The sequence below is a fragment of the Rubrivivax soli genome (assembly GCF_049810355.1).
In the GTDB taxonomy this organism is placed as follows: domain Bacteria; phylum Pseudomonadota; class Gammaproteobacteria; order Burkholderiales; family Burkholderiaceae_C; genus Rubrivivax.
The window spans coordinates 2,822,465-2,849,265 of sequence record NZ_CP187368.1 but is presented as its reverse complement, the minus strand read 5'-3'; the positions used below and the strand labels follow the sequence as shown (position 1 = coordinate 2,849,265).

Annotated in this window: 21 protein-coding genes; 13 read left to right on the top strand and 8 right to left on the bottom strand. The window is 73.2% G+C overall.

Annotation, left to right across the window (positions count from 1 at the left end; all coding sequences use genetic code 11):
- The first annotated feature begins 2 nt into the window (after positions 1 to 2).
- Both ACPOLB_RS12900 and ACPOLB_RS12895 read left to right on the top strand, forming a co-directional pair.
- On the top strand, positions 3 to 2,216 hold the full coding sequence (locus ACPOLB_RS12900) for an exonuclease domain-containing protein (protein WP_425261769.1): 2,214 nt from the start codon (positions 3 to 5) through the stop codon (positions 2,214 to 2,216).
- Between the two features lie 73 nt (positions 2,217 to 2,289).
- Complete coding sequence (locus ACPOLB_RS12895; protein ID WP_425261768.1) at positions 2,290 to 3,345, top strand: tripartite tricarboxylate transporter substrate binding protein; 1,056 nt, start codon at positions 2,290 to 2,292, stop codon at positions 3,343 to 3,345.
- Here the strand turns inward: ACPOLB_RS12895 and ACPOLB_RS12890 are convergent.
- Both ACPOLB_RS12890 and ACPOLB_RS12885 read right to left on the bottom strand, forming a co-directional pair.
- A complete protein-coding gene (locus tag ACPOLB_RS12890) occupies positions 3,338 to 3,787 on the bottom strand; it encodes an iron-sulfur cluster assembly protein (RefSeq protein WP_425261767.1) in 450 nt (149 codons plus the stop codon). The two genes, ACPOLB_RS12895 and ACPOLB_RS12890, sit on opposite strands and share 8 nt — an antisense overlap.
- Before the next feature lie 15 nt (positions 3,788 to 3,802).
- Positions 3,803 to 4,807, bottom strand: coding sequence for an NAD-dependent epimerase/dehydratase family protein (locus ACPOLB_RS12885; protein WP_425261766.1), 1,005 nt, complete (start codon positions 4,805 to 4,807; stop codon positions 3,803 to 3,805).
- A 159-nt stretch (positions 4,808 to 4,966) separates the two neighbouring features.
- Here ACPOLB_RS12885 and ACPOLB_RS12880 point away from each other — a divergent pair, with 159 nt between their 5' ends.
- Positions 4,967 to 7,591: a PAS domain-containing hybrid sensor histidine kinase/response regulator gene (locus ACPOLB_RS12880; RefSeq protein ID WP_425261765.1), complete on the top strand. Its 2,625-nt coding sequence runs from the start codon at positions 4,967 to 4,969 to the stop codon at positions 7,589 to 7,591.
- A gap of 27 nt (positions 7,592 to 7,618) precedes the next feature.
- On the opposite strand, the gene ACPOLB_RS12875 is transcribed toward ACPOLB_RS12880, so the two are convergent.
- The 4 genes from ACPOLB_RS12875 to ACPOLB_RS12860 are packed head-to-tail and all read right to left on the bottom strand — an operon-like array spanning position 7,619 to position 12,165.
- The gene (locus tag ACPOLB_RS12875; protein ID WP_425261764.1) at positions 7,619 to 9,154 is read right to left on the bottom strand and encodes a malonate--CoA ligase; all 1,536 of its coding nucleotides are present in this window, start codon (positions 9,152 to 9,154) and stop codon (positions 7,619 to 7,621) included.
- A gap of 14 nt (positions 9,155 to 9,168) precedes the next feature.
- A complete protein-coding gene (locus tag ACPOLB_RS12870) occupies positions 9,169 to 10,152 on the bottom strand; it encodes a Bug family tripartite tricarboxylate transporter substrate binding protein (RefSeq protein ID WP_425261763.1) in 984 nt (327 codons plus the stop codon).
- A gap of 29 nt (positions 10,153 to 10,181) precedes the next feature.
- Positions 10,182 to 11,489 (bottom strand): malonyl-CoA decarboxylase domain-containing protein, encoded by a 1,308-nt coding sequence (locus ACPOLB_RS12865; protein WP_425261762.1) that lies wholly within the window; start codon positions 11,487 to 11,489, stop codon positions 10,182 to 10,184.
- Complete coding sequence (locus tag ACPOLB_RS12860; protein ID WP_425261761.1) at positions 11,479 to 12,165, bottom strand: GntR family transcriptional regulator; 687 nt, start codon at positions 12,163 to 12,165, stop codon at positions 11,479 to 11,481. The genes ACPOLB_RS12865 and ACPOLB_RS12860 overlap by 11 nt, the downstream gene beginning before the upstream one ends.
- Positions 12,166 to 12,241: 76 nt before the next feature.
- Here ACPOLB_RS12860 and ACPOLB_RS12855 point away from each other — a divergent pair, with 76 nt between their 5' ends.
- Both ACPOLB_RS12855 and ACPOLB_RS12850 read left to right on the top strand, forming a co-directional pair.
- Complete coding sequence (locus tag ACPOLB_RS12855; protein ID WP_425261760.1) at positions 12,242 to 13,822, top strand: sigma-54 interaction domain-containing protein; 1,581 nt, start codon at positions 12,242 to 12,244, stop codon at positions 13,820 to 13,822.
- 91 nt (positions 13,823 to 13,913) lie between these two features.
- A complete protein-coding gene (locus ACPOLB_RS12850) occupies positions 13,914 to 14,468 on the top strand; it encodes a hypothetical protein (RefSeq protein WP_425261759.1) in 555 nt (184 codons plus the stop codon).
- Positions 14,469 to 14,513: 45 nt separating this feature from the next.
- Here the strand turns inward: ACPOLB_RS12850 and ACPOLB_RS12845 are convergent, their stop codons facing one another.
- Positions 14,514 to 17,402 carry a tetratricopeptide repeat protein gene (locus ACPOLB_RS12845; protein WP_425261758.1) on the bottom strand — a complete coding sequence of 963 codons (2,889 nt, stop codon included), beginning with the start codon at positions 17,400 to 17,402 and terminating at the stop codon, positions 14,514 to 14,516.
- A gap of 235 nt (positions 17,403 to 17,637) precedes the next feature.
- On the opposite strand from ACPOLB_RS12845, the gene ACPOLB_RS12840 reads away from it, so the two are divergent.
- Genes ACPOLB_RS12840 through ACPOLB_RS12815 form a run of 6 tightly spaced genes read left to right on the top strand, consistent with a single transcriptional unit; the run spans position 17,638 to position 23,386 of the window.
- Positions 17,638 to 18,840, top strand: coding sequence for a substrate-binding domain-containing protein (locus ACPOLB_RS12840; protein ID WP_425261757.1), 1,203 nt, complete (start codon positions 17,638 to 17,640; stop codon positions 18,838 to 18,840).
- A 13-nt stretch (positions 18,841 to 18,853) separates the two neighbouring features.
- The gene (locus ACPOLB_RS12835) at positions 18,854 to 19,705 is read left to right on the top strand and encodes an ABC transporter ATP-binding protein (RefSeq protein WP_425261756.1); all 852 of its coding nucleotides are present in this window, start codon (positions 18,854 to 18,856) and stop codon (positions 19,703 to 19,705) included.
- Positions 19,698 to 20,435, top strand: coding sequence for an ABC transporter ATP-binding protein (locus ACPOLB_RS12830; protein ID WP_425261755.1), 738 nt, complete (start codon positions 19,698 to 19,700; stop codon positions 20,433 to 20,435). The genes ACPOLB_RS12835 and ACPOLB_RS12830 overlap by 8 nt, the downstream gene beginning before the upstream one ends.
- Positions 20,432 to 21,448, top strand: a complete 1,017-nt coding sequence (locus ACPOLB_RS12825) for a branched-chain amino acid ABC transporter permease (RefSeq protein WP_425261754.1) — start codon at positions 20,432 to 20,434, stop codon at positions 21,446 to 21,448. Before ACPOLB_RS12830 ends, ACPOLB_RS12825 begins: the two co-directional genes overlap by 4 nt.
- Positions 21,449 to 21,476: 28 nt before the next feature.
- Positions 21,477 to 22,547, top strand: a complete 1,071-nt coding sequence (locus ACPOLB_RS12820) for a branched-chain amino acid ABC transporter permease (RefSeq protein WP_425261753.1) — start codon at positions 21,477 to 21,479, stop codon at positions 22,545 to 22,547.
- Positions 22,544 to 23,386 (top strand): alpha/beta fold hydrolase, encoded by an 843-nt coding sequence (locus ACPOLB_RS12815; RefSeq protein WP_425261752.1) that lies wholly within the window; start codon positions 22,544 to 22,546, stop codon positions 23,384 to 23,386. The genes ACPOLB_RS12820 and ACPOLB_RS12815 overlap by 4 nt, the downstream gene beginning before the upstream one ends.
- A 9-nt stretch (positions 23,387 to 23,395) precedes the next feature.
- On the opposite strand, the gene ACPOLB_RS12810 is transcribed toward ACPOLB_RS12815, so the two are convergent.
- Positions 23,396 to 24,514 carry an ABC transporter substrate-binding protein gene (locus ACPOLB_RS12810; RefSeq protein WP_425261751.1) on the bottom strand — a complete coding sequence of 373 codons (1,119 nt, stop codon included), beginning with the start codon at positions 24,512 to 24,514 and terminating at the stop codon, positions 23,396 to 23,398.
- 103 nt (positions 24,515 to 24,617) lie between these two features.
- Here ACPOLB_RS12810 and ACPOLB_RS12805 point away from each other — a divergent pair, with 103 nt between their 5' ends.
- Positions 24,618 to 26,117: a sensor histidine kinase gene (locus ACPOLB_RS12805; protein ID WP_425261750.1), complete on the top strand. Its 1,500-nt coding sequence runs from the start codon at positions 24,618 to 24,620 to the stop codon at positions 26,115 to 26,117.
- Positions 26,114 to 26,758, top strand: a complete 645-nt coding sequence (locus ACPOLB_RS12800; RefSeq protein WP_425261749.1) for a response regulator transcription factor — start codon at positions 26,114 to 26,116, stop codon at positions 26,756 to 26,758. The genes ACPOLB_RS12805 and ACPOLB_RS12800 overlap by 4 nt, the downstream gene beginning before the upstream one ends.
- Positions 26,759 to 26,801 lie beyond the last annotated feature (43 nt).

The window sequence follows — 26,801 nt, the reverse complement described above, 5'->3', positions numbered from 1 at the left end:
CGGTGCCGGGCGACCGCCGCCTGCTGCTGGCACTGGCCGCGGCCGCCGGGGCGGCGCTGGCGCTGCTCGGGCTGTTCATGGCGCTGGGCGGCGCCCTCGTCTGGAGCGCCCTGGGCGAGACCGAGCGCCTGGCGGCGCAGGCCCTGCTCGCCGAGCGCTGGCCGCTGCTGCTGCTGGCGGCCCTGGCCGCGGCCGGTGCTGCCGCCGCCGCCGCGCAGGTGCTGCTGCGGCGCTGGGTGGCCGCGCCGGCGCGGCTGCTCGAGCAGGCGCAGGTGCTGCTGGCCACCGACGTGCAGCGCACGCTGGCCGTGCCGGAGGGCAGCGCCCCGGTGCAGGGCCTGGCGCAGGCCATCAACACGCTGGCGGCGCAGCGCGACGGCCTGCGCGCCGACATCGCGCAGCAGGTGGCCGCGGCCAGCCGCGGCGTCGAGCAGGAACGCTTCCGCCTGGCCGCGCTGATGAACGAGCTGGTGCAGAGCGTCGTGGTGTGCAACCTGGACGGCCGCATCCTGCTCTACAACAACCGCGCCCGGCTGCAGTTCCGCGCGCTGTCCGACAGCCCGCAGCTGGCCGGCGGCGCCGAGCTCATCGGCATCGGCCGCTCGATCTACACCGTGTTCGACCGCCGGCTGGTGGCGCATGCGCTCGACAGCGTGCAGCAGCGCCTGCAGCGCGGCGTGGCCAGCCCCAGCGCGCAGTTCGTCACCGCCACGCGCAGCGGGCAGCTGCTGCGTGCGCAGCTGGCGCCGGTGCGCGCCGTCGCCGACGCGGGGGCGGCGCTGGAGGCCGACACCCCGGGCATCAGCGGCTTCGTGCTGATGCTCGACAACATCACGCGCGATCACGCTGCCGCCGCTGGCGTCGAACGCCTGCTGCACGGCCTGACCGAAGGCAGCCGCGGCGCGCTGGCCAACCTGCGCGCCGCCGCCGAGATGCTGGACGACCCCGGCCTGGCGCCGCCGCTGCGCGAGCGGTTCCTGGGCGTGGTGCGCGACGAGGCGCAGGCGATGTCGCGCCGCATCGACGAGCTCGCCGCGCACAGCGCCGCGGGGCTGGCCACGCGCTGGCCGCTGGAGGAGATCCTGGGCACCGACTTCGTGCAGGCCGCGCAGCGCCGCATCGAGGCCGCGACCGCGCTGCGCACCGGGCAGGTCGACGTCGACGGCGCGCTGTGGCTCAAGCTCGACAGCTTCGCGCTGCTGCAGACGCTGGCCTGGCTGGCGCTGCGCCTGCGCGACGAGTTCGCGGTGCGGGCCGTGCACCTGCGCCTGAGCCCGGCCGGCGACGGGCAGCGCGCGCGGCTCGACCTGGTGTGGGCCGGCCAGGCCATGAGCACCGAGACCGTGATGAGCTGGGAGATGGAGGCCATGGCCGGCGGCGGCGACAGCACCGCGCTGACCGTGCGCGACGTGGTGCAACGCCACGGCGGCGAGTTCTGGTTCGAGCGCGACCGCGTGCGCCACGAGGCCTTCTTCCGCTTCCTGCTGCCGCTGGCGCCCGACGCCGCGGCGCAGCAGCAGGCCGAGGGCGCCAGCGCCTTCCTGCGCAGCGACAGCCGCCCCGAGTACTACGACTTCAACCTCTTCACCGACACCGAGAGCACACGCGCGCTCGACGACCGGCGCCTGGCCGATCTGGCCTACACCGTGTTCGACACCGAGACCACCGGCCTGGACCCGGCCGGCGGCGACGAGATCATCCAGATCGGCGCGGCGCGGCTGGTGAACGGCCGGCTGCTGAAGAGCGAGTCGTTCGAGCAGCTCGTGAACCCCCAGCGGCCGATCCCGGCGGCGTCGATCCCGATCCACGGCATCACGCAGGACATGGTGGCCGGCAAGCCCGTGATCGCCGAGGTGCTGCCGGCCTTCCACGCCTACGCGCGCGACACGGTGCTGGTGGCGCACAACGCGGCCTTCGACATGCGCTTCCTGCAGCTGAAGGAAGCTGCGACCGGCGTGCGCTTCGAGCAGCCGGTGCTCGACACGCTGCTGCTGTCGGCCGTGCTGCACCCGAACCAGGAATCGCACCGGCTGGAGGCCATCGCGGAGCGCCTGGGCGTGGCCATCATCGGCCGCCACACCGCGCTGGGCGACGCGCTGGTCACGGCCGAGGTGTTCCAGAGGATGGTTCCGCTGCTGGAAGAGCAGGGCATCCGCACGCTGGGGCAGGCGCGCGAAGCGGCACAGAAGACGTATTACGCACGCGTGCAGTACTGACACGCCGCCGGCGCGGGCCGGAACTGCGCGACACTCACGGCCGCACTGTTGCACTCCCCTCGGTTGGAGCGTCATGACGCCTGCACGCCTTGCCCGCCTCCTGTCCGCCTGCGCCGGTTGCGTGGTGGCCGCAGCGCTCGCCGCCGCCCCGGGAGCGGCCCGCGCCTGGGAGCCTACGGCGCCGATCGAGCTGGTGGTGCCGGCCGGCACCGGGGGCGGTGCCGACCAGATGGCGCGGCTGATCCAGGCGCTGGTGGCCCGGCACAAGCTGGCGCCGCAGCCGATCAACGTCGTCAACAAGGCCGGCGACTCGGGCGTCGAAGGGTTGATGGTCGTGAAGGCCGCGCGCGGTGACCCGCACAAGCTCGTCATCACGCTGTCCAACCTGTTCACCGCGCCGCTGGCCGAGGGCGTGGACTTCGCCTGGAGCGACATCACGCCGGTGCAGATGCTGGCGCTCGACCAGTTCGTGCTGTGGGTCAACGCCCGGTCGCCGCACCGCAGCGGCCAGGACCTCTTCGACGCGATGCGCCGCGCGCCGCCCGGCACGCTGCGCCTGGGCGGCACCGGCAGCAAGCAGGAAGACCAGCTCATCGCCGTGCTGCTCGAGACCGCCACCTCCACGCGGCTGCAGTACGTGCCGCTGAAGGGTGGCGGCGACGTCGCGCGCGCCCTGGCGGCGGGCAGCGTGGACATGACGGTCAACAACCCCATCGAGGCCGAGGCGCTGTGGCGCGCCGGCACGCTGCGGCCGCTGTGCGTGCTCGACGGCAAGCCGCTGGCCTACGCCGCGAAGATCACCGGCACGCAGGCCTGGGCCGACCTGCCCACGTGCATGTCGTTCGGCGTGCCGGTGCAGTACCTGATGATGCGCGGCATCTTCACCACGCCCGGCGCCACGCCGGCCCAGGTGACCTACTACAACCAGCTGCTGGACCGCGTGCGCGCGCTGCCCGAGTGGCAGGAGTTCATGGCCCGCGGGGCCTTCAACCCGACGACGATGGGCGGCGAACGCTTCCGCGGCTGGCTGGACAAGGCGGCCAGCTTCCACCGCGTGCTGATGCGCGAGGCCCGCTTCAAGGCGGCAGGCCCGGCGGCATCGGCGCCGACCGCCGGCGCCGTCAGGTAGCGGCGTGCAGCACGTAGACGTCGGTGTCGTGCAGCACGCGGCGCAGCACCTGGAACGCGTCTTCGGCCATCAGGCGCGCGACGCCGCAGCCGCGCGGGTAGGTCAGCGTCAGCTCGGCTTCGCCGCCCTCGACGCGCAGCGCCTGCACGAGCTGCATGCCGACGAGGTCGCCGCCCTGCACGGGGTCGCGCACACCGCGCAGGGCTGCCAGCGCCTGCTCCACCAGGGCCGGGTCGCCCTGCAGCAGCGGCGCGGCGCAGCGCCGGCCGAACACGTCGGCCTGGGCGGCACACGCGGTCTCGGCGGGCGCGCCGTCGCAGCCACCGCAGACGGCGTCGTCGGCGGTGTCGCCGGCGGCGGCGGCGTGGATGCGGATCAGGGGGTGCTGCAGCGCCATGGGCGCATCGTGCGCGGCGTCGCTGTCATCGGACTTGACACGCATCAATCCTGACTCCCGTCAAGCGCCGGCCGGTGTGCCGCGCTGCTGCGCCCACGCGGCCAGCAGCGCCGCCTCGCGTTCGGGCGCCAGGCCGATGCCGGCATGTGGTCCGTCGTGCGCCGCCGCCCAGGCGGCGGTGTCGGCCACCGTGGCGGCCATGGGCCGGCAGCGCAGGCCGCTGGCCAGGGCACGGCCGATGTCCACCGCGTGCAGGCCGGCGTCGCTGCGCGGCACCCACAGCGGCAGCTCGGTCCACGGGCTGACACCCTGCGCCAGCAGGAAGGCTTCGTCCACCCAGTGCAGCCGGGCGTCGGGCCGGAGCGTGTCGCGCAGCGTCTGCAGCAGCGTGCCCATGGTCAGCGGCGCGGCCGGGCCGGCGAGGTTGAAGGTGCCGGTGCTGCCGCGCTCGGCCTGCAGCAGCAGCCAGGCTGCGACGTCGCGTGCGTCGATGCACTGCACGGCGTCGTCCGGCGTGCCGGGCACCAGCACGTCGCCGCCGCGCGCCAGCCGCTGCAGCCACCAGGTGAAGCGCCCGCTGGGGTCGTGCGGGCCGACGATCAGCCCCGGTCGCGCCACCAGGCCCTGGCCGGGCAGCGCGGCCGCCAGGGCCTGCTCGCACAGCGCCTTCAGGCCGCCGTAGCTGCTGCCGTCGACGGTTTCGGTGGCGGGGTCGGCCAGCACCTGCAGCGCTGCGTCTTCGCGGGTGCCGGGCGCGGAGAAGCCGGCGTAGACGCTGATGCTCGACACCAGCAGATAGCGCTCGACCCGCCCGGCAAGGCACTGCGCCAGGCTGCGCACCTGGCGCGGCACGTAGGCGCTGGTGTCGATGACCACGTCCCAGCGGCCCTGCGCCAGCGCCGCGAGGTCGCCGTCGCGGTCGGCGATGCGGTGTTCCGCTTCCGGAAACAGCCCGGGCCCGCTGCGGCCGCGGTGCAGCAGCGTCACGCGGTGTCCGGCGGCCAGCGCCTGGGTGACGATGTGGCGCCCGAGGAAGCGGGTGCCGCCGATGACGAGACAGTGCATGCGTGACATGCTAAGCGCCGGACGCGCTGCCGGTGGCCGGGAGCCTGACTATCATCGACGCGCCGTCGTTGTGATCGCGCCCCACGAGCCGTTGTCGACATGGCCGATGACACTCCCTTGCCAGGCAGTGCTGCACCCGCCACGGGGGCGGCCGCTGGCGTGTCCGCCGAGGCCGCCTGGCCCGGCGCCCCTGGTGCTCCCGGCGCCTCCGGCCTGTCGGCGCTGCAGGCACTGCTGGCGGCAGTGCTGGCCGAGACCGGGGCCGAGGGGGGCTGGTGGGCCGTGGACGGCCGGCCCGTGCCCGGTCTGGGCCTGCCCGGCGAGGACTCCTGGCCCGGCACCGGCGCCTGCCGGTGCGCCGGCGAGACGGCCGCGTCCACCGGCTGGCAGCTGTGGCTGCAGGCCGCCCGCCGCCCCGGGGGGCCCGTGCTGGCGGCGGCGCTGCTGGCCGCCGGTGCGCTGCTCGACGCGCAGCAGCAGGCGCAGCGCTGGCGCCTGGAGGCCGAGCGCTGCGGCCGTGCCGGCAGCGTCGCGACCGACTGGCTGTGGGAGACCGACACCGAAGGGCGCGTCACGTGGATGTCCGACGGCATCTCGCTGCTGACCGGGCGCCCGGCGGCCGACGAGGTCGGCCGCCGCACCGGCGACGCCAACCGGCCGCGCAACGACGAGACCGCCGGCAGCTGGGACGCCTACCGCGCTGCCCGCGCCGCGCAGCAGCCCTTCCGCGACCTGATCGCCGAGCGCGACACGCCGCAGGGCACCATCGTGGTGGCCATCAGCGGCGAGCCGCGCTTCGACGCCGACGGCAGCTTCCTCGGCTACCGCGGCGCCAGCCGCAACGTCACGGCCGAACTGGCGGCGCGCCAGGACGCGCTGCGCGCGCGCCAGCTGCTGGAGCAGACCCTCGAAGGCCTGCCGGCCAGCGTGATGATCAGCGGGCCCGACGACCGCGTGCTGCTGGCCAACCCGGTGTGGCGCAGCTCGCTCGGCGAGCAGCTGCCGCCCGGCTGCGACACCTGGGAGCAGGTCGTGCGGCACCACGTGGCGCTGGGCAACTACCCCGACGCCATCGGCCGCGAGGACGCCTTCCTGGCCTGGCGGCTGGGCCTCACCAGCGAAGACGCGCCGCCGCAGGAGCTGCGCTGGCGCGACGCCTGGGCGCTGGTGCTGGACCGGCGGCTGCCCGACGGCAGCGTGGTCCACCTGTCGGTCGACATCAGCGCACGCAAGGCCGCCGAAGCCGCGCTGGCCGAAAGCGAGCTGCGCTGGCGGTTTGCGCTGGAAGGCGCGGGCGACGGCGTCTGGGACTGGAACGCCGAGACCGACCGCTCGTACTTCTCGCCGCGCTGCCTGCAGATGCTGGGGCTGGACGAACACGCCTTCGGCAACGACTGGCGCCACTGGGCGCGGCGCTTGCACGCCGACGACCGTGCGCGCGTGCTCGATGCGTTCCAGCGCCACTGCGACGGCGCCACCGAGATCTACCAGGTCGCCTACCGCATCCGCCACGCCCAGGGACACTGGCTGTGGCTGCGCGACCGCGGCAAGGCCGTGCTGCGCGGCGCCGACGGCCGTGCGCTGCGTGTCATCGGCACGCACAGCGACATCACGCGCGAGCGCCAGGGCGAGGACGACCTGCGCGAGAAGCGCGTGGCCGAGCTGGCCAGCCGCAGCAAGAGCGAGTTCCTCTCGCGCATGAGCCACGAGATGCGCACGCCGCTGAACGCGGTGCTGGGCTTCGCCCAGCTGCTGCAGCAGCAGGCCGTCTACCGTGCCGACTACCTCGACCACATCCTGCTGGCCGGCCAGCACCTGCGCGACCTGATCAACGACGTGCTCGACCTGCAGCAGGTCGAGCAGGGCGTGCTGGCGCTGTCGCGCCAGCCGCTGGACCTGACGGCCGCGGTGCGCGACGCCAGCGCGCTGCTGGGCGCGCAGGCGCTGCGCGACGGCGTGCAGCTGCGCGTGGCCGGCGACGGCCCGGCGCCGGTGCTGGCCGACCCGCAGCGGCTGCGCCAGGTGCTGCTGAACCTGGGGTCCAACGCCATCAAGTACAACCGCCGCGGCGGCAGTGTGCAGTGGCGGCTGTCGCCCCAGGAGCGCGACGCGCAGGCGGGCTGGCGGCTGCAGGTGGTGGACGACGGCCTCGGCATGGACCCGCAGCAGCTGGCGCGCCTGTTCCAGCCCTTCGAACGCCTGGGCCGCGAGGCCACCAGCGTCGAGGGCACGGGCCTGGGCCTGGTGATCGCGCGCCGCCTGGTCGCCGCCCACGGCGGCAGCCTGGACATCACCAGCGTCGCCGGCAGCGGCACCACGGTCAACGTCTGGCTGCCGCGCGCGGAAGCCGCTGCGGCGCCCGCGGCGGACACGGCCCCGCGCGCCGCCGTGGCGCCGGCGCAGCAGCGCAGCTGGCGGGTGCTCTACGTCGAAGACGACCCGCTGAGCGCCTTGCTCTTTGCCGAGGCGCTGCGCGCGCAGCCGCAGATCGCGCTGCGCGTGGCGGTGGACGCCGCCACCGCGCTGGAGAGCGCCACGCGCTGGCCGCCCGACCTGCTGGTCATCGACGGCCACCTGCCCGGCGCACTCGGCCACGAGGTGCTGGCAGCGCTGCGCGCGCTGCCCGGCCTGGCGCACGTGCCTGCGGTGATGGCCACCGCCGACGCGATGCCCGCCGACCGCGAAGCCGCGCTGGCCCGCGGCTTCGGCGCGCACTGGACCAAGCCGCTGGACGTGCGCAGCCTCGCGGCGCAGCTGCTGGCGCTGCTGCACAAGGCGGCCTGACCAGGCCGCCAGCCGGATGCGGCCCGATCAGGCCGCGAAGAGCGCCTTGTGCTGCTCGCGCAGCAGGTTCTTCTGCACCTTGCCCATCGTGTTGCGCGGCAGCTCGGCCACCACGAACACCTGCTTGGGCACCTTGAAGTTGGCGATCTTCGCCTTCAGCGCCGCCACCACCGCCGCGCCGTCGACCGTCGCGCCGGGCCTGGGCACCAGCACCGCGACCACGGCCTCCCCGAAGTCGGGGTGCGGCACGCCGATCACGGCCGATTCGGCCACGCCCGGCAGCTCGTTGACGATGCCCTCGATCTCGGCCGGGTAGACGTTGTAGCCGCCGCTGATCACCAGGTCCTTGCTGCGCCCGACGATGGTGACGTAGCCCTCGGGGTCGATGCGGCCGACGTCGCCGGTCTTGAACCAGCCGTCGGGGGTGAACTCTTCCTTCGTCTTCTCGGGCATGCGCCAGTAGCCGCTGAACACGTTGGGCCCGCGCACCTCGATGCCGCCGATCTCGCCGGCCGGCAGCGCGCGCCCCTGGTCGTCGCGCACCCGCACGCCCACGCCCGGCAGCGGGAAGCCCACCGTGCCGCCACGGCGCGCGGCTTCGGGGCGGTAGGGGTTGGAGGTCAGCATCACCGTCTCGCTCATGCCGTAGCGTTCGAGGATGGTGTGGCCGGTGCGCCGCTGCCAGTCGGTGAAGGTCTCGATCAGCAGCGGCGCCGAGCCGCTGACGAACAGCCGCATGTGCTGCGTGGCAGCGTGGTCCAGCCCCGGCTCGGCCAGCAGCCGCACGTACAGCGTGGGCACGCCCATGAAGACGGTGGCCTCGCGCATGCGCGCGAGCGCTGCGCGCGGGTCGAAGCGCGCGAACCAGATCATCTTGCTGCCGTTGAGCAGCGCGCCGTGGCTGGCCACGAACAGGCCGTGCACGTGGAAGATGGGCAGCGCGTGGATCAGCACGTCGCCGGGCACCCACCCCCACGCCTGCTTCAGCACCTGCGCGTTGCTCAGCAGGTTGCCGTGCGACAGCATCGCGCCCTTGCTGCGCCCGGTGGTGCCGCTGGTGTAGAGGATGGCGGCCAGGTCGTCGGCGCTGCTGTGCGCCACGGTGTGCCGGTCGGCCTGCTGCGCGGCGCGGTCGAGCAGCGTGCCGGTGCGGTCGTCGTTGAGCGTGTAGACGTGCTTCGTGCCGGCCTGGAACGCGATCTGGCTGACCCAGCCGAAGTTGCGGCCCGAGCACACCACCACCGCCGGCTCGGCGTTGCCGATGAAGTAGGCGATCTCGCCGGCCTGGTACGCCGTGTTCAGCGGCAGGAAGACGTGCCCGGCCCGCAGCACGGCCAGGTACAGCACCAGCGCCTCGACGCTCTTGTCGACCTGCACCGCGATGCGCGACGCCGGCGGCAGCGCCAGCGACTGCAGCAGGTTGGCCACCATGGCCGAGCCGCGCTCCAGGTCGCGCCAGGTGTAGTGCAGCGGCGCGGGCGTGTCGGCCGTCTCGACGGCGGTGGCGTCCAGGTCGGCGGGGAAGGCCGCGCGCAGCGCGGCGTACAGGTTCGCGTTCGGCATCGCAGCGCTCGTGGTCAGTCCAGCTTGGCTCCGGAGCTCTTCACCACCTCGGCCCAGCGCTTGACCTCGGCCTGCACGAAGCGGCCGAAGGCGTCGCCGTACAGGTTGGGCGTCTCCGCGCCCAGGCCGTTCCAGGCCGTGCGCAGCACGTCGCCGTTGAGCGCCTTGCGCATCTCGCCGTTGAACTTGTCGACGATGTCCTTGGGCGTGCCCTTGGGCGCGAAGATCGCGTACCAGGTCGCGACCTGGTAGCCGGGCAGGTTGCCGTCCTTCGTGGTGGGCACGTTGGGGAAGCCCGGCGCCGGCTTGTCGCTGGCGACCGCGATGGCGTGCAGGCGGCCGCCCTTGATGTGGCTGGCGCTGGAGCCCAGGCCGTCGAACATCATGTCGACCTGGCCGGCGATCAGGTCCTGCAGCGCCGGGCCCGCGCCGCGGTACGGGATGTGCGTGATGAAGGTCTTGGTCTGCAGCTTGAACAGCTCGCCGGCCAGGTGGTGGCTGGTGCCGTTGCCGGCCGAGCCGTAGTTCAGCTTGCCCGGGTTCTTGCGGATGAAGTCCAGCAGCTCGGGCAGCGTCTTGGCCTGCACGCGCTGCGGGTTCACGACGATGACCTGCGGCACCGCCGACACCAGGCCCACGGGCACGAAGTCGGTGAGGATGTCGTAGTCGAGCTTCGGGTACATGCTGGGCGCGATGGCGTGGTGCACGGCGCCCATGAAGAAGGTGTAGCCGTCGGGTGCGGCCTTGGCCGCGATGCCCGCGCCCAGCGTGCCGCCGGCGCCGCCCTTGTTGTCGATGATGAACTGGCGCCCCACGTTCTTCGTCATCTCGGCGAACAGCGGCCGCGCGAAGGCGTCGGTGCCGCCGCCGGGCGGGAACGGCACGACGATCGTCACCGGCTTGCTCGGCCAGGCCGCGGCCTGGGCCTGCACCAGCGGGGCGGCGAGCGACGCGGCCCCGGCGATCAGCAGCTGGCGGCGTTGGAAGTGGGTCGTCATGGGGCGGTCTCCGGTTGTCGGGTGGTTGTTCAGATCAATGCGCTGACGGCGCGTGCACGCGCCACGTCGCCGCGGCGGAATTTGGCATGGCTGGCCTCGATGCGGTCGAGGTCGTAGAGATAGTTGACCATCATGCCGAAGGATTGGCGCAGCCCGGTGGGCGACATGTTGCCACGCGGGTTCAGGCGTTCGAGCCGCGCGCCGTTGTCCAGGTGGAAGCGCGCCACCGGGTCGCCGGCCGGCGTGGTGGAGGCGTGTCCCAGGTAGGCCGCGGCCAGCGCCAGCAGCGCGGCCTGCGCGGCGTCGTCGAGCCTGTCGTGCTGTGCCGGGCCGTGCAGCGCGTCGAGATCGCCGTCGCAGGCCTGCAGCAGCGTGGCGTGCGCCGCCAGCAGCCGCGCCGCGGCAGCGCGGCCCAGCCCCGGCAGCGCCGTGAAGTCGGGGCCGGCCTGCAGCCAGGCGGCGAACCTCGGCAGCGGCGACAGCGTGCAGAAGGTCTTCAGCCGCGGCAGTTCCTTCTGCAGCTGCTCGGCGACCTGCTTGATCAGGAAGTTGCCGAGCGAGACGCCACGCAGCCCGGGCTCGCAGTTGCTGATGCTGTAGAAGGCCGCGACACGGAAGCGCTCGGGCGGCAGCGGCGTGCTGGCCTTGTCGATCAGCGGCGCGATCGCGTCCGGCATCTCGGGCAGCAGCGCCACTTCCACGAAGATCAGCGGCTCGTCGGGCAGCTGCGGGTGGAAGAAGGCGAAGCAGCGGCGGTCGGGCTGCAGGCGCCGGCGCAGGTCGTCCCAGCCGTCGATCTGGTGCACGGCCTCGTGCAGGATGATCTTCTCGAGCAGCTGCGCCGGCGCGTTCCAGTCCACGCGCTTCATCTGCAGGAAGCCGGGGTTGAACCACGACGACAGCAGATGCAGGAAGTCGGCCTCCACCGCCGCCAGCTCGGGGTGCTTGGGCAGACGCCGCAGCAGCGCGCGGCGCAGCCGCAGCACGGTGGCGGTGCCGCCGGGCGTGCGGTTCAGCCGCCGCAGCAGTTCCTGGCGCTGCGGCTCCACGCCCTGCGCCAGCGCGATCAGCTGCGCCGCGCCGGGCTCGGCCGCGTAGGCCTGCGCCAGGCGCAGCACGGCCTGGGGGTCGGGGCTGAGGTCGCGCGCCAGGTGCTCGAAGAAGTCGTCGAGCTGGCTGTCGTCCAGCGCGTCCAGCCGCTCGATCAGCTCGCGCGCCAGCGGCACGCCGTTCATCTCGCCGCGGTCGGACAGCAGGCGCTTGCTGGCCAGCCGCAGCAGGCCTTGCAGGCGCTTGTCACGCTGCCGCGCCGCGGCTTCGCGCAGTTCAACCAGCATGGGGGGCCGCCTTCGCTTCGGTGCCGCGCAGCTTCTTCAAGGCCACCAGCTGCGCCATCAGGTGGTCGTGCATCGCGCGCTCGGCACGCGCGGCGTCGCGCTGCTCGAAGGCGTCGATGAGCACGCGGTGCTCGTTGATCGAGGCCTCGATGCGCCCGGGCAGCGCCAGCTGGCGCCCGCGCATCAGCCGCATGAAGCGGCGCAGGTCGCCGGTGGCGCGGTCGAGCCAGCGGTTGCTGGCCAGCGACTGCACCTGCGCGTGGAAGACGTGGTTGGCGCGGTAGTAGGCCTCGATGTCGTGCGCGGCGGCGTGGCGCTCCAGCTCGTCGTGCAGGCGGCGCAGCGTGTGCAGGTCGGCGTCGCCGGCCTTCTTCGCGGCCTCGAAGGCGCAGCGGCCCTCCAGCAGCGCCATCACCGGGAACAGCGCGTCGGCGTCGTCCTCGGTGAGCGCGATGACGCGGCAGCCGCGGTGCGGCACCAGTTCCACCAGGCCCTCGGCGGCCAGCACCTTCAGCGCCTCGCGCAGCGGCGTGCGGCTCACCTGCCACTGCACGGCCAGCGCCTTCTCGTCGATCCACTGCCCAGGCACGAGCTGGTTGTCGAAGACCATGGCCCGCAGCCGCGCCGCCACGCCGTCGTGCAGGGAGGTGCCGCGCAGGGGGATCGGGTCGACCATGATTGCATCATCACGTAATTACGACAGCCTGGGCGCTGGGGGGAACCCGCGGGCGCCGCACAGTACAGTGCCGGCCATGCCTGCCGCCTCCGACCAGCCCGCCGCGCCCGCGTCCGCCGCGCGGCTGCGGCTGGACGCCGAGCAGGTGCTGCGCCTGGCCGCACAGAGCATGTTCGACACCTTCGCCAACACCGCGATGGGCACGATGGTGGTCGACCGCGAGCACCGCATCGTGTGGATCAGCGAAGGCTACAAGCGCTTCCTGCCGGCGCTGGGCCATGCCGAGAGCGACTTCGTCGGCCGCCGCGTCGAGGACGTCGTGCCCAACACGCTGATGGCCCAGGTGGTCGACACCGGGCAGCCGATCCTGGTCGACCTGCTGAGCAACCACGCCGGCACCTTCCTCGTGAGCCGGCTGCCGCTGAAGGACGAACACGGCCAGGTCATCGGCGCGTTCGGCATGGTGCTGCTGGACCACCCGGAAACGACGATGCAGCCGCTGATCGCCAAGTTCAGCCGGCTGCAGAGCGAGCTCGACGACACGCGCCGGCAGCTCGCGGCCGAGCGCGGCAGCCAGCGCCGGCCCAAGCACACGATCGCCAGCTTCATCGGCGCCAGCCCGGCCGCGCTGGAGGTCAAGCGCCAGGCGCGGCGCGTGGCGATGACCGACAGCACCGTGCTGCTGCTGGGCGAGACCGGCACCGGCAAGGAACTGCTGGCGCATGCCATCCACGCCGCCAGCCGGCGCGCGGCGCGGCCGTTCGTCGGCGTGAACATCGCGGCCATCCCCGACACGCTGCTGGAGGCCGAGTTCTTCGGCACGGCGCCCGGCGCCTACACCGGCGCCGACCGCAAGGGCCGCGACGGCAAGTTCAAGCTCGCCGACGGCGGCACGCTGTTCCTCGACGAGATCGGCGACATGCCGCTGGCGCTGCAGGCCAAGCTGCTGCGCGCGCTGCAGGAACAGGAGATCGAGCCGCTGGGCAGCAACCGCGTCGAGCGCATCGACGTGCGCATCGTCGCCGCGACCAGCCGCGACCTCGAGGCGATGGTGGCCGCGGGCACCTTCCGCGCCGACCTGTTCTACCGGCTCAACGTGCTGCCGATCCGCCTGCCGCCGCTGCGCGCGCGGCTGCAGGACCTGGAGGCGCTGGTCGACGCGCTGGCCGAGGACATCGCGCGGCGCAGCGGACTGCCGCACAAGGCGTTGTCGGGCGAGGCGCTGGACCTGCTGGCGCGCCAGCCCTGGCCGGGCAACATCCGCGAACTGCGCAACGTGCTGGAGCAGGCGACGCTGATGACCGACGATCCGGCGCTGGGCCCCGAGCACTTCACGGCGGCGCTGCGGCTCGATGCCGAGCCGCAGGGCGCGCCGGCCGCGCCGCACGCGATGGCGGCGGCCAGCCCGCCGCCGCCCGCGTCGGCGCCGGCACGGCCCGCGCCGACGGTGCCGCCGGCGCCCGTGGCCGCCGCGCCGCGCCCGCTGCCCGAGCAGGTGGCGGCGCTGGAGCGCGAGGCCATCGCGGCGGCGCTGCGCAGCACGCGCGGCAACCGCATGGCGGCGGCGCGGCTGCTGCAGATTTCGCGCGCGGCCTTCTACGACAAGCTGCTGCGCTACCCCGAGCTGGCCGCGCTGACGCGCGACGCAATGCGCTGACACCGGCCCGCTGCCGCGGCCGATCCCCTGGCGGCACGAAGCGCTGCTGCGCCGCAGCGCAAATAATGCCGGCTGTCACAGGGAGTTACAGATGCCCCAGCCCACCCCCGCGGCCGCCTGGGCCGCGGCGCGTTCCGTTCCTCTTGCGCTGTTTGCGCTGTTTGCGCTGTTCGCGCTGCTGGTCGCAGGTACGGCCCACGCCGGTGGCGTGGCCGGCGGCAAGCTGCGCCACCAGCGCTGCCTGCAGGCCGAGTGCGTCGTCGAGGTCACGGCCGTGCGGCCGGCGTCGGGCCGCGACTGCCGCGTGCGCGTGCCCGACGTCGTGTTCCTGCTCGGCAGCGTCGACCGCATCCGCTGGCAGATCCAGCCGGCCGCGGGAACGCCGACGCACCGCTTCGCCGCGCAGCGCGTGCGCATCGACGACAACGACACCGCCGACGGCAGCACGCCGTCGGGCGTGCGCAACTTCGACGACGAAGGCCTCGACGCGGCGCGGCAGGCCGACCGCAAGCGGCTGGTGGCCGAAGGCAGCCGGCGCTGGAAGGTCTTCACCTACACGCTGCACCTGCAGTGGCTGGGCACCGACGGCGTGACCTGGAACACGTGCACCCCGCACGACCCGCTCATCGTCAACCGGGGCCAGTGAAGAGCGGCGGGTCCGAGGCAGCCGGCACGGCGCGGGTCGCGGCGCTCAGGTCTTCGGCGCGCCGCCCTGCGCCACGGCATCGACACGGCGCGCCAGCTCCGAGCCTGCGGGCCAGCCGTGGCTGTCCAGCAGCGCGCGGGCTTCGGCCAGTGCGGCGGCGGCGTCGTCCCAGTCGCGCGCCAGCTGCTCGCATTCGGCCACGCTGCACAGCAGCAGGCCCAGGTTCATCGGGTCGTTGGCCTGCTGCAGCAGTTCGCGGCCGCGGCGCAGGCAGGCGCGCGCCTCGTCGAAGCGGCCGCTGCGCGCCAGCGCGCTGCCGAGGTAGCTGCGGTACTGGCCTTCGCTGCGGGTGTCGCCGGCCGCGGCCGCGCCTTCCACCGCCGCCATGAACTGCGCGCAGGCTTCGGCGTCGCGGCCCTGCGCCGCCTGTGCGATGCCCAGGTTGCACAGCACGGCGTTCTCGAGGTTGCGGTGGCCCATCGCACGCGCCATCTCCAGCGAGCGCAGCAGCTGCTGTTCGGCCTGGTCGGGCCGGCCCTGGTCGTGGTGGATCAGCCCCAGGTTGCACAGCGTGTTGCCCTCGAAGCGGTGGTCGCCGCTGTCGCGTGCCAGCTCCAGCGCGCGTTCGTAGGCGTCCAGCGCTTCGTCGAGCCGGCCTTCGGCGTAGTGGATGCCGCCCAGGTTGCCGAGCAGGCCGCCTTGCCAGTGCTTGTCGTGCGCGGCCACCGCGACGGCCAGCGCCTGCTCGTACCAGCCACGGGCCTCGTCCAGCCGGCCCTGGTCGCCGGCCAGCGCGCCCAGCGCGTTCAGCACCTGGCACTGGGTGGCGGCGTCGCCGCCTTGCCTGGCGAGCGCGCGGGCCTGGTCGAAGTGGTCCTCGGCCTCGTCGCCGTCGCCCTGCATCGCCGCCAGCTCGCCCAGCAGGCAGTGCAGCCGCGCCGCCAGCACGGGTTCGGGCTCGCCGGCAGGCAGCGCCTGGGCTTCCCGCGCCGTGGCGCGCGCCGCGTCGTTGTCGCCCAGCGTGAACAGGGCGCCGGCGCGCACCCACAGCACGCTGCGCCGCTGTGCCGGCGCCAGCGCCGGCAGCGCCGCCACGGCGTCCGCCAGTTCCACCGCCACGCGGAACGGCCCCACCAGGCGCAGCGCGGCCCAGGCCAGCAGCAGGCAGGCGCAGGCGGCGTCGGCGTCACGCTGCACGGTGGCGTGGCGGCAGGCGGCCACCAGGTTGTCGAGCTCGATGCACTGCTGTGCCGTGGCCGCCGCTTCGGTGAGCGTGGCGCAGTGGCGGTGGTGGCGCGTGCGCGCGGCCAGCTGCAGCGCCGGGCCGCTGCCCGGGAAGGCCGACGGGGCCTGCAACTGCTGCGCGGCGTAGTCCTGCACGCTGCGCAGCAGTCCGAGCCGGCCGTCGGCCTGCGCGCGCAGCAGCGACTTGTCGACCAGCGACTGCACCAGGTCGAACAGCCACGGGCTGTCGTCGCCGCAGGCCGCGAGGTCGACCACGGCCTGCGCCGCGGCCAGCGTGCAGCCGCCCTCGAACACCGACAGCTGCGCCAGCGTGGCGCGCTCGGCGGCGTTCAGGAGGTCCCACGACCAGGCCAGCGTGGCCTGCAGCGTGGCCTGGCGGTCGGGCCGGCCGCCGCGCGAAGCCAGCAGCCGGAAGCGGTCGCCCATGCGCGCCAGCAGCTGCGCCGGCGGCAGCACGCTCACGCGCGCGGCGGCCAGCTCCACCGCCAGCGGCAGGCCGTCGAGCAGGGTCACGAGCTGCTGCACCTGCACGGCGTCGCTGCGGGCGGCGTCGTAGCCCGACCAGGCGGCGCGGGCGCGCGCATGGAACAGCGCCACCGCGTCGGCCACCGGCAGCGGGTCCAGCGCCAGCGCGTGTTCGCCGCGCAGGCCCAGCAGTTCGCGCGAGGTCGCGATGCAGCGCAGCTCGGGCGCGGCGTCGAGCCAGGCCTCCAGCGTCGGGCTGGCCGCGCGCACCAGGTGTTCCACGTTGTCCAGCACCAGCAGGCAGCGGCCGTGGCCGGCCAGCGCGCGGCCGAGTTGGTGCGCCGGCGCGGCGCCCAGCGGCACGTCGAGCGCCTGGGCCACGGCATGCAGCAGGCCGTCCAGCCCGCGTGCCGGGGCCAGGTCGCAGAACCACACGCCGCCCGGGTACGCGCCCAGCCAGGCCCAGCCGTAGCGCAGCGCCAGCCGGGTCTTGCCGATGCCGCCGGCGCCGTGCAGCGTGACCAGCCGCGTGCCGCCCTGGAAGGCGTGCACCAGCGCGCGCAGGTCGGCGGCGCGGCCGAAGAACGCGTCGCGCTCGCCGGGCAGGCGGCGCGGCACGTCGGCGACGCTGACCCACTGGCCCTCGCGCTGCACCACGCGCTGCGACTTCTCGCTGTCGGGGGGCGGCGTGAACGGCGCGCCGTCGTCGCCGATCTCGAACACCGCCTGCGGCACGTCCACGCCGCGCATGCGCCAGTGGCCGTGCTGCTGGCAGCGCCAGGGGCCGCCGTGCAGCGCGGCGGCGGCGCTGTCGCTGGCGAGCGTCTGCCCGCCCTGCGCCAGCGCCATCAGCCGCGCCGCCACCGCGCGTGCGATGCCGATCACCTCGAAGGGCTTGGCGCCCAGCGCCACGTCTTCGGCGCTGTTCTGGCGCAGCGTCACCAGGCCGGTGTGCAGCCCGGCGCGCGCCTGCAGCGGCACCGGCAGCGCGGCCAGCAGGCGGTGGTAGGCCACCACGAAGCCGGCGGCATCGGCAGGCTGCTCAAAGAGCACGAAGAAGCCGTCGCTGCGGTCGATCTCGTGGCCGCGCCACTGGCGCAGCAGGTCGCGGAAGCCGCGGTCGTGGCGGTCCCACAGCGGCGCCATGCCACCGTCGCCCAGGCGGGTGTTGACCTCCGTGCTGCCCACCAGGTCGGTGTAGAGCAGCGTGCGCTCCATCTCCATCGCGCGGGACTGTAGCGCAGCGCTGTCGGGCGCTGGCTGCTGGCCGGTTGCGACGCCAACTGCCTGAGCGTCAGACAGTTCTGGAGACGTCGCATGCCTGAAAAGAAGACATCCCTGCTGCGCGACTGTCTTGGTGTCAGGCGAAGTGGAACCAAACCCAAGGGTTTGCACTGACGTGGTGCGCACGGCACAGCGCTTGCGAACAGGGCTGCCCATCGCCCACAGGAGACACCCCATGCAGCGTCGACTCGTTCCCTTCGCCCTGACCGCCCTTGCCGCCCTGGCCGTGGCCGGCAGCCCGGCCCTGGCCCAGTCGGGCAAGGACGTGAAGATCGCCATCATCGTCAGCAAGACCGGCCCGCTGGAAGCCTATGCGAAGCAGACGCTGGTCGGCTTCGCGCTCGGCCTGGAGTACGCCACCGGCGGCACGATGGCGGTGGCCGGCCGCAAGATCACCGTGATCGAGAAGGACGACCAGGGCAAGCCCGACGTGGGCAAGGCCGCACTGGCCGCTGCCTACGCCGACGACAAGGTCGACCTCGCCGTGGGCCCGGTGGCCAGCCCGGTGGCGCTGGCGATGCTGCCGGTGGCCGAGGAGTACAAGAAGATCCTGCTGGTGGAGCCGGCCGTGGCCGACAGCATCACCGGCGACAAGTGGAACAAGTACATCTTCCGCACCGGCCGCAACAGCAGCCAGGACGCCGCCGCCAACGCCGCGGCGCTCGACCAGCCGGGCAACGTGATCGCCGTGCTGGCCAACGACAACGCCTTCGGCCGCGACGGCGTGAAGGCCGCCAGGGACTTCACCAAGAAGGCCAAGATCGTCCACGAGGAATACCTGCCCGTGGGCACGACCGACTTCACCGCCGGCCTGCAGCGCATCATCGACAAGCTCAAGGACCAGCCGGGCAACAAGTACCTGTCGGTGGGCTGGTCGGGCAGCCCGACGCCGTTCCCGAAGATCGCCGACCTGGAGCTGGAGAAGCGCTACGGCATCAAGCTCGCCACCGGCGGCAACATCCTGCCGGCGATGGTGGCCTACAAGAGCTTCCCGGGCATGGAAGGCGCGCTGTACTACTACTTCGGCATCCCGAAGAACAAGGTCAACGAGTGGCTGGTCGCCAACCACTACAGCCGCTACAAGAGCCCGCCCGACTTCTTCACCGCCGGCGGCATGAGCGCCGCCATCGCGGTGGTCGAGGCGCTGAAGAAGACCGGCGGCGACACCAGCACCAACAAGCTCATCGCGACGATGGAAGGCATGAGCTTCGAGACGCCCAAGGGCACGATGACCTTCCGCAAGGAAGACCACCAGGCGATGCAGGACATGTACCACTTCCGCATCAAGAACGACCCCGCCTTCGCGTGGGGCGTGCCGGAGCTGGTGCGCGTGATCCCGGCCAGCGAGCTGCAGATCCCCATCCGCAACAAGCGCTGACGTCCGCCCCGCCGTGCTCGAGACCCAGGACCTCACGATCCGGTTCGGCGGCCACGTGGCCGTCGACCGCGTCTCGTGCCGCTTCGCGCCGGGCACGCTGACGTCCATCGTCGGTCCCAACGGCGCCGGCAAGACGACGTACTTCAACCTCGTCAGCGGCCAGCTGCCGGCCAGCGCCGGGCGCGTGCTGCTCGATGGCGAGGACATCACCGCGCTGCCGGCGCCGCTGCGCACGCGGCGCGGCCTGGGCCGGGCGTTCCAGCTGACGCAGCTGTTCCCGAACCTGTCGGTGCTGGAGAACGTGCGCCTGGCGGTGCAGGCCCGCGCGCAGGGCAGGGCCGCTGCGGGCCTGCTGGGCGGAGGGCTGGACCTGTTCAAGGTGTGGCTCGACCGCAGCACCTGGATCGACGAGTCGCACGCGCTGCTGCGCCAGGTGCAGCTGGGGGACAAGCACGCCGTGCCGGCCGCGGCGCTGCCGCACGGCGACCAGCGCAAGCTGGAGGTGGCGCTGCTGATGGCGCTGGACCCCAAGGTCTACATGTTCGACGAGCCCACTGCCGGCATGAGCGTCGACGACGTGCCGGTGATCCTGGACCTGATCCGCGCGCTGAAGGCGAAGCAGGACCGCTGCATCCTGCTGGTCGAGCACAAGATGGACGTGGTGCGCGCGCTGTCCGACCGCATCGTCGTGCTGCACAACGGGCAGCTCGTGGCCGACGGCGAACCCGCGGCCGTCATCGCCAGCCCCGTGGTGCAGCAGGCCTACCTCGGCGTCGCTGACGCCGAGGTAGGCCTTGCGGCCGAGCCCGACGACTCCCCCACCCGGCCCTCCCCCTCCAAGAGGGGGAGCTCCCAGCATGTCTGACCCTTTGCTCCAGCTTGCCGGGGTGCACACGCACATCGGCGCGTACCACATCCTGCACGGCGTGGACCTGCAGGTGCCCGCAGGCCAGGTGACGATGCTGCTGGGCCGCAACGGCGCCGGCAAGTCCACCACGCTGCGCACCGTGATGGGCCTGCACGCGGCCAGCCGGGGCAGCGTCACGTTCCGCGGCCAGCCGATCGCCGAGCGCGAGACGCCCGACATCGCGCAGCTGGGCATCGCCTACGTGCCCGAGACCATGGGCATCTTCAGCGACCTCACGGTGCAGGAGAACATGGTGCTGGCCGCCCGCACCGCGCGCCATGCGGGGGCCCTGGACCGCGCCCGGCTCGACTGGATCTTCGACCTCTTCCCCGCGCTGAAGAAGTTCTGGCTCTACCCGGCCGGCAAGCTCAGCGGTGGCCAGAAGCAGATGCTGGCGGTGGCGCGCGCCATCATCGAGCCGCGCGCGCTGATCCTGATCGACGAGCCCAGCAAGGGCCTGGCGCCGTCGATCGTGCAGAACCTGATCGCGGCGCTGCGCGCGCTGAAGGCGCAGCGCACCACCATCCTGCTGGTCGAGCAGAACTTCCAGATGGCGCGCGCGCTGGGCGACACGGTGGCCGTGATGGACGACGGCCGCGTCGTGCACAGCGGCGCGATGGCCGAACTGGCCGAGGACGAACGGCTGCAGCACCGGCTGCTGGGCCTGTCGCTGGGAGCGCACCAATGAACACCGCCACCACGGTCCCGGCCGCAGCGCCGGCTGCCGAGGCCATCCCCCGGACCCGCTTCGACTGGAAGCCCGTGCTGCTGCTGCTGGCCGTGATGGCGCTGGCCGTGCCGGCGGTGGGCAGCACCAGCAGCTGGATCACGCTGACCGTGGCCGGCCTCGCGATGGGCCTCATCGTCTTCGTCATCGCCTCGGGCCTGACGCTGGTGTTCGGCCTGATGGACGTGCTGAACTTCGGCCACGGCGTGTTCATCGCGCTCGGCGCGTTCGTGGCCACCAGCGTGATGGGCTACGGCGCCGGCGCGGGCTGGAACGGCTTCGCCAGCGTCTTCGCCGCGATGCTGGTGGCGATGGCCGTGGCCGGCGCCGTGGGCTGGGCCTTCGAGCGCGTGATCGTGCGTCCCGTGTACGGCCTGCACCTGAAGCAGATACTCATCACGATGGGCGGCATGATCGTCGGCGAGGAGATCATCAAGGTCATCTGGGGCCCGCTGCAGATCGCGCTGCCGCTGCCCGACGTGCTGCGCGGCGCCTGGTACGTGGCCGACGCCGGCATCGAGAAGTACCGCGTGCTGGCAGCGGCCATCGGCCTGGTGGTGTTCGGCGCGCTGGTGTTCACGCTCAACCGCACGAAGATCGGCCTGCTGATCCGCGCCGGCGTGCAGGACCGCAGCATGGTCGAGGCGCTGGGCTACCGCATCCGCCGGCTGTTCGTCGGCGTCTTCGTCGCCGGCTCGGCGCTGGCCGGGCTGGGCGGCGTGCTCTGGGGGCTGTACCAGCAGAGCGTGATCCCGCAGATCGGCGCGCAGGTCAACGTGCTGATCTTCATCGTCATCATCATCGGCGGCCTGGGCAGCACCTTCGGCTGCTTCGTCGGCGCGCTGCTGGTCGGGCTGATGGCCAACTACACCGGCTTCCTGGCCCCGAAGGTGGCGCTGTTCTCCAACATCGCGCTGATGGTGGGCATCCTGCTGTGGCGCCCGCAGGGGCTGTACCCGGTGACGAACCGCTAGTCATGGTGCCCCCAAGCCCCTGCTGACCATGCTCAACCGCATCCTTTCCCACGATCTCCCCCGCAGCCGCTGGCTCGGCCTGGCACTGCTGGCCATCCTGGTGGTGCTGGCGCTGGCGCCGTTCCTGTTCCCGGGTGCGAAGTCGATGTCGGTGGTGGCGAAGATCCTGGTCTTCATCCTGCTGGTGGCCAGCTACGACCTGCTGCTGGGCTACACCGGCATCGTCAGCTTCGCGCACACCATGTTCTTCGGCATCGGCGCCTACGGCGTGGCGATCGCCAGCGACAGGCTCGGGCCCGGCTGGGGCGCGGTGCTGCTGGGCCTGGGCGTGGCGGTGCTGGCCTCGGTGCTGCTGTCGCTGCTGATCGGCCTGTTCAGTCTGCGCGTGAAGGCCATTTTCTTCGCGATGATCACGCTGGCCGTGGCCTCGGCCTTCATGACGCTGGCCTCGCAGCTGAGCGACTTCACCGGCGGCGAAGACGGCCTGAGCTTCAAGAACCCCGCGTGGCTGAGTCCGAGCTTCGAGCCCTTCGAGACCGAGGTGCTGGGACTGCTGATCGACGGCCGGGCGCTCACCTACTGGCTGATGTACGCGGTGGTGCTGGGCCTGTTCCTGCTGCTGCTGCGCATCGTGAACTCGCCGTTCGGGCGTGTGCTGCAGGCCATCCGCGAGAACGACTTCCGCGCCGAGGCCATCGGCTACCGCACGGTGGTCTACCGCACGCTGTCGAACGTGCTGTCGGCGCTGTTCGCCACCATCGCCGGCGCGCTGCTGGCGCTGTGGCTGCGCTACACCGGGCCCGACACCACGCTCAGCTTCGAGATCATGCTGGACATCCTGCTGATCGTCGTCATCGGCGGCATGGGCACGATGTACGGCGCGGTGATCGGCGCCGTGCTGTTCGTCGTGGCGCAGAACTACCTGCAGGACGGGCTGAAGCTCGCAGCCGCCGCGGTCGAGGGCGTGCCGGTGCTGAGCGCCGTGCTCACGCCCGACCGCTGGCTGCTGTGGCTGGGCGTGCTGTTCGTGCTGTCGGTCTACCACTTCCCCACCGGCGTCGTGGGGCGCCTGCGCGCGCTGCGGGGAGCCGCCCGGTGAGCACGCCGCGCTCGCACTACGTGGTGTGCGCCGGGCGCGAGCTGCACGTCACCGAATGGGGCGCCGGCCACGCCGAGGTGGTGGTGGCCTGGCACGGCCTGGCGCGCACCGGGCGCGACATGGACCACATCGCCGCGCACCTGTCCGACCGCTACCGCGTGCTGTGCCCGGACACGCTCGGCCGCGGCCTCAGCCAGTGGAGCCCGGCGCCCGCCACCGAGTACTGCCTGGCCTTCTACGAGCGCCTGGCGGTGGACCTGCTGCAGCACTTCGGCGTGCAGCGCTGCCACTGGCTGGGCACCTCGATGGGCGGCGCCATCGGCCTGAAGGCCGCGGCCGGCGCGCTCGGCGGCCGCATCCGCCGCCTGGTGCTCAACGACATCGGCCCGCAGCTGGCCGAGTCCGCCGTCGCGCGCATCCGCAGCTACGCCGGCCAGCCGCCGGCGTTCGCGACGATGGGCGAACTGGAGCAGTACTTCCGCACCGTCTACGCGCCCTACGGCTGGCTCAGCGACGCCCACTGGCGGCTGCTGACCGAGACCTCGATGCGCCGCCTGCCCGACGGCCGCGTCACGCCGCACTACGACCCGGCGATGGTGCTGCAGTTCACGCACCACCCCGACGACTACCTGCAATGGGACGCCTGGGACCAGCTGACGCTGCCGGTGCTGTGCCTGCGCGGCGAGCACTCCGACCTGCTGCTGCCCGAGACCGCCGACGCGATGCGCCAGCGCGGGCCGCGCGCGGTGGTGGCCACCATCGCCGGCTGCGGGCACGCGCCGGCGCTGAACACCCCCGAGCAGTTCGCGCTGGTGGAGCGCTTCTTCGCCGGCGACTAGGGCCGCACGCTAGCGCCGGAAGCGCCCGTCACTGCCGATGATCGACAGGTCGGCGAAGTCCAGGCCGCTGTGGTCGGTGGGGCTGAAGCTCACTTCCAGCCCGCCAATGTCGACGCGGCGGAAGCCGTTCAGCGCCTGCTGCAGGCCGGCGCGCGTGGGGTTGTTGCCGGCGCGGCGCAGGCCTTCGACCAGGACCTTGGCCGCCGCGAAGCCTTCCAGCATCTGCGGCGTCACGCCGTCCATGCCCGCGGCACGGGCGAGGTCGTTGGCCTGGCGCACGAAGGCGCTGGACATCGAGCGTTCGTGCGGGAACACCTGCGTCACGATGGTGCCGGCCGCATGCTCGCCCATCTGCTTGATGAAGCCGCCCGAGGCGTTGTTCGACAGCGTCACGATCTGCGCCCGCGAGCCGGCGGTGCGCAGCTGCTTGGTGCCGTCGGCCACCACGGCGGCGGCGGCGACGAAGACGATGGCCTGCGCATCGGCGGCCAGCGCCTGCTTCACGATCGGTGCCAGGTCGGGCTTGGCGCGGTCGAACTTCTCGACGAACACCGGCTTGCGCCGGGCGGCGTCGAAGCCCTTCATCGCACCGGCGGCGCCGTCGGCGCCGAAGGAGTCGTCCACGTGCACGAGCGCGATGCGTTCGACGCCCACGGTGGCCAGGTGCGTGACCGCCTTCTCGGCTTCGCGCTGGTAGGTGGCGCGCACGTTGAAGATCCACGGGTGCACCGGCCGGTGCAGCACCATCGCGCCGGTGGACGGGGCGACCAGCGGCACCTCGAACTGCTCCAGCAGCGGGCGGATCGCCTCGGTGTGCGGCGTGCCGCGGGTCATGAACAGCGCCAGCACGTTGCGCTCGGTGATCAGCTTGCGGGCGTTTTCGGCCGCCAGCTTGGGCTCGAAGCGGTCGTCGAGCGTCACCACCTCGATGCGGCGGCCGTTGATGCCGCCGGCGGCGTTGGTGGCGTCGAAGAACAGCTTCGCGCCGTCGATGTTCTCCTTCACGCCGGCGGCCACCGGGCCGCTGACGCCCGTGGTCTGCCCGATCAGCAGGTTCTGCGCCAGCGCCACGCCGGCCAGGGGTGCTGCGGACAACAGCAGGAGCAGGGAACGCCAGCGCTTCACCATCCGGGAGCCTCGTGCACAGGGAAAGGGCTCTCAAGCATAGGCGCTGGCCGTCGCGCGCACGTGACGCCCGCGGCAGGAAATGCCGGGATGCCAGAATCTTTTCATGTTCCGCGCCCCTCCCCAGGCCCTTGCCGCCGCCGTGGCCGGCCTGCTGCTGGCCGCGGCCGGCGCGGCCTGGATCGCGCAGCGCGACCTCGACGCCCGCCGTGCCGCGTTCGAGACCGAGGCGCGCATCGCGCACCGGCTGCTGAGCCAGCGCGCGGTGCAGCACGAGGCCATCCTGGCGACGCTGGCCCTGCTGCAGCCCGGCAGCGGCGCCGAGGCCGCGCCCGAGCAGCGCCTGCCCGCGCTGGTGCCCCAGGTGCAGCGCGTGCTGCGGCGCGACCGCGACGGTGCCTGGCCCGGCGCCGCCGCCGAGGCCGCGGTGCTGGCGCGGGCCGAGACCGCCTCGCGCCAGGCGGGCCGCGCCGTGCTGGCGGCGGCCGATCTCGCCGCCGGCCGCTACACGCTGGTGCGCGCCGCCGAACCCGCCAGCTTCGCGCTGCAGATGGACCTGGACATGCTGGTGCCGCAGGCCTCGGGCGAGTGGACGCTGCTGCGCGATGGCGCTGCGCGTGTCGTGCTGGCGCACGGTGCGCAGCAGCGCGTGTGGGCGCCGGGGCGGGGGGTCGCCGAGGACGGCGGCGGCTGGCGCTTCGACTTCGCCAAGCCGCTGGCCAGCGACAGCCAGCCGTTCGAGCTGCGCCTGGCGCAGCGCGTGGGCTGGGCGCAGCTGCCTTGGGGCCCGATGCTGGCGTGGGCCGTGACCGTGGCCGTGGTGCTGGGGGCGTTGGTGGCCGCGGGCAGCGCCTGGCAGCGCCAGCGCAGCGAGCGCCGGCGTGCCCGTGAACTGCTGCGCCTGGGGCAGGTGGGTCGGCTGAACGCGCTGGGCGAGCTGGCCGCGGGCATGGCGCACGAGCTGAACCAGCCGCTGACCGCCGTGCTGGCCAGCACGCAGGCGGCACGCCGGCTGCTGGACGACGACCCGCCGGCGCTGGACACCGCGCGCGACGCGATGGCCCAGGCCGTGCAACAGGCGCGCCGCGCCAGCGAAGTGCTGGGCCGGCTGCGGCGCAGCGTCGAGCGGCCCGCGGTCGGCGCGCAGTTGCAGCCCTTGAAGCTGGAGCCGGCGCTGCGCGACGCGCTCGACCTGCTGCAGCCCGAGTGCCGCCGCCTGGGCGTGGTGCCGCAGCTGCAGTGCGAACCGCCGGGGCTGGCGGTGCTGGCCGAGCCGGTGGCGCTGGAGCAGATCGTGCACAACCTGCTCAGCAACGCGCTGCAGGCGCTGGCCCAGGTGCCCGAGGCCGAACGCCGGCTGCTGCTGCGCGCGGCGCCGCACGCCGGCCAGGTGCGGCTGCAGGTCGTCGACAGCGGCCCCGGCATCGCGCCCGAGGCCCTGCCGCGGCTGTTCGAGCCCTTCTTCAGCACGCGCGACGGCGGCCTCGGCCTGGGCCTGAGCCTGTGCGAGTCGCTGGCCGCCGGCCTGGGCGGCAGCCTGAGCGCACACGCCGCGGCGCCGCGCGGCGCCGAGTTCCGCCTCGACCTGCAGCCCGCAACGCCATGACCCTGCACGCCGCGCCCACCGCCCCGACCTCGCCGCTGATCCACCTGATCGACGACGACGCCGCGGTGCGCGACAGCCTGGCGCTGCTGATCGGCACCGTCGGGCTGCGCGTGCAGACCTGGGCCGACCCGCTGGCCTTCCTGCAGCACTTCGACCGCGACGGCATCGGCGCCATCGTGCTCGACGTGCGCATGCCCGGCATCGGCGGCCTGGCGGTGCTCGAGCGGCTGGTGGCCGAAGGCGTGGACCAGCCGGTGGTGATGCTCACCGGCCACGGCACCGTGGACCTGTGCCGCCGCGCCTTCAAGTCGGGCGCGGCCGAGTTCCTGGAGAAGCCGGTCGACGACGAACTGCTGCTGGAAACGCTGCAGCAGGCCATCCGCACGCACGTGCGCTCGCGCCAGCGCCACCAGGCCGACCGCCAGGCACGCGAGCGCCATGCGCGGCTGAGCGAGCGCGAACGCGAGGTGCTGTCGCTGATCGTCGGCGGCCTCACGAACAAGGAGATCGGCCGTGCGCTGCAACTGAGCCCGCGCACGGTGGAGACGCACCGCGCCAACCTGTTCGCGAAGCTGGAGACGCCCACGCTGGCGGCGCTGATCCGCCAGTACGCGGAACTGGCCGAACAGGGCGCTCCGTAGTTCTACGCAGCCGCGCGCGTAGCCGGCCGCATGGCGCCGGCGG